Annotated in this window: 2 protein-coding genes; both read left to right on the top strand. The window is 70.0% G+C overall.

The genetic code is table 11. The annotated features are described in order from the left end of the window. The first annotated feature begins 262 nt into the window (after nt 1-262). A complete protein-coding gene (locus AB0D34_RS43180) occupies nt 263-940 on the top strand; it encodes a response regulator transcription factor (RefSeq protein ID WP_007382513.1) in 678 nt (225 codons plus the stop codon). Nucleotides 941-1,001: 61 nt separating this feature from the next. After that, on the top strand, nt 1,002-2,276 hold the full coding sequence (locus AB0D34_RS43175; protein ID WP_362672655.1) for an ATP-binding protein: 1,275 nt from the start codon (nt 1,002-1,004) through the stop codon (nt 2,274-2,276). Nucleotides 2,277-2,596: the final 320 nt, after the last annotated feature.

The raw sequence follows: 2,596 nt of genomic DNA, 5'->3' as shown, positions 1-2,596 counted from the left end.
CTTTCGGCTACCTCACCCCGGCCGAGACCAGGCAGCGGCATCAGCACGCCCTCGCGGCATAACGATCACGTGTCCGAGATCACGGGGAAACTTCACTTGAGACATGAATCACAGGTGACCATGGAACCGTACACCCCCTTTCCAAGGTATCCGCACAGTTCCAGGCCATCATTCACAGGTTCGCGCGAATGTGCTCAAAGGTAAGAACTACAGCGCCCCGATCACACTCTTGGTTCTGTCAAGAGCGGTCTACCATCAGCTCATGACCCGTGTACTGCTCGCCGAGGACGATGCGTCCATTTCGGAGCCGCTGGCCCGCGCCCTGCGCCGGGAAGGGTACGAGGTCGAGGTGCGTGAGGACGGCCCCACCGCACTCGACGCCGGAATGCAGGGCGGCATCGACCTGGTCGTCCTCGACCTGGGTCTGCCCGGCATGGACGGCCTCGAGGTGGCCCGCCGACTGCGCGCCGAAGGCCACGCCGTACCGATCCTCATCCTGACCGCGCGCGCCGACGAGGTGGACACCGTCGTCGGACTCGACGCGGGCGCCGACGACTACGTGACCAAGCCCTTCCGGCTCGCCGAACTGCTCGCCAGGGTCCGGGCCCTGCTGCGGCGCGGGGCGGCCGAGCCCGCCCAGCCGCCCGCGACCCACGGCGTGCGGATCGACGTCGAGTCGCACCGCGCGTGGATGGGCGACGAGGAACTCCAGCTCACCGCCAAGGAGTTCGACCTGCTGCGCGTGCTCGTCCGGGACGCCGGCCGAGTGGTGACCCGGGACCAGCTGATGCGCGAGGTCTGGGACACCACGTGGTGGTCGTCGACCAAGACCCTCGACATGCACATCTCGTGGCTCCGCAAGAAGCTCGGCGACGACGCGGCGAACCCGCGGTACATCGCGACGGTACGAGGAGTGGGTTTCCGCTTCGAGAAGAGCTGAACCCCTGGGTATCCGTCAGCAGGTACCAGCAGGTACTAGCAGGTAATAGCAGGTAGAGGACATGCGCCGTCGACTGATCCAGTCCACGCTCGCCGTAGTGCTCGTGGTGATCGCCGTCTTCGGCGTCTCCCTCGTCATCGTCGAGACCCGCACCATCAGCAACAGTGCCCAGGAGCGGGTCGACTCCGAGGCGATCCGGCTGGCCGGGATCGTGGACAGCCGGTTGTTCGCCGCGGAGGACGTGACCGCGGAGATCCTGCGCGACCAGGTCGGGCCGGACCGGCACGCGGTGATCCGTATCCCGGGCGAAGCACCGATCGAGGTCGGCACCAAGCCCTCCGGTGAGGTCATCAGCTCCACCGAGAAGGGCGAGGAGGGCGAGACGGTCACCGTGCAGGAGCCGCGCTCCTCGGTGACCCGGGAGGTCGGCCGTACGCTCCTGATCATCGGCCTGGTGGCGCTGCTCGCGGTGATCGCCGCGGTGCTCCTCGCGATCCGCCAGGCCAACAAGCTCGCCTCGCCGCTCACCGACCTGGCCGAGACCGCGGAACGCCTCGGCTCCGGCGACCCGCGGCCCCGGCACAAGCGGTACGGCGTCCCCGAGCTGGACCGGGTCGCCGACGTACTGGACTCCTCGGCCGAGCGCATCGCGCGCATGCTGACGGCGGAACGGCGCCTGGCAGCCGACGCCTCCCACCAGCTCCGCACGCCCCTGACCGCCCTGTCCATGCGCTTGGAGGAGATCACCCTCACCGACGACCCGGACACGGTGAAGGAGGAGGCGAACGTCGCGCTCACCCAGGTGGAGCGGCTGACGGACGTGGTCGAGCGGCTGCTCACCAACTCCCGCGACCCCCGGGCCGGCAACGCCGTCACCTTCGACCTCGACGAGGTCATCCAGCAGCAGCTCGCCGAGTGGCGGCCCGCGTACCGCGGTGTGGGGCGGGCGATCGTCAGCTCGGGGAAACGTCACCTCACGGCGGTCGGCACGCCTGGCGCGGTCGCGCAGGTCCTGGCCGCGCTGATCGAGAACTCCCTCATGCACGGCGGCGGCACGGTGGCCCTGCGCACCCGCGTCACCGGCAACCAGGCCGTCATCGAGGTCACCGACGAGGGCCCCGGCGTCCCCGCCGACCTCGGCGCCCGCATCTTCGAGCGCACGATCAGCGGCCGCAACTCCACGGGCATCGGCCTCGCGGTCGCCCGAGACCTCGCGGAAGCCGACGGCGGCCGCCTGGAAATGCTCCAGGCCCAGCCCCCGGTCTTCGGCCTGTTCCTCTCCCGCACCCCGCTGAAGTCGACGGCGCTGGACGAGGACGAGCCGATGGTGCGGTGAGCTGCGCGGGCTGGGCGGGGGACGAGAGAGACGGGCCGGTTTGACGGGTCGGCCTGATCCAGTGGGCAGAGGGGCGCTCAGCGGGTCACGTTCGTATGCCGGTCGGTCCCTGCCCCGGGGCAGGGACTGGGCGCGGCCGTACGGTGAGTCGCTCCTCAAGCCCGGCCGGCCTCGAACCGGCCGGATACGAGGCACCCGGCCCGGTGTCAGCCGGATTCGCGGCGCCTTGCCTCTAGTCGTTCGGGCGGGCACGGGCTGGTTCTGAGCGGGGCGGGCTTGCTTGCCGGGAGCCGGTGCCGGGCGGTTTGGGGCGGTCCTCG

Source organism: Streptomyces sp. NPDC048420, from assembly GCF_040651535.1.
In the GTDB taxonomy this organism is placed as follows: Bacteria; Actinomycetota; Actinomycetes; order Streptomycetales; family Streptomycetaceae; genus Streptomyces.
The sequence above is the reverse complement of the archived record's forward strand: the minus strand, read 5'-3'. Positions and strand labels throughout refer to the sequence as shown.

Bases quoted from the DNA above. Each gene is read 5' to 3' on its own strand.
- AB0D34_RS43175 (WP_362672655.1), top strand. From the start codon at position 1,002: ATGCGCCGTCGACTGATCCAGTCCACGCTCGCCGTAGTGCTCGTGGTG.
- AB0D34_RS43180 (WP_007382513.1), top strand. From the start codon at position 263: ATGACCCGTGTACTGCTCGCCGAGGACGATGCGTCCATTTCGGAGCCG.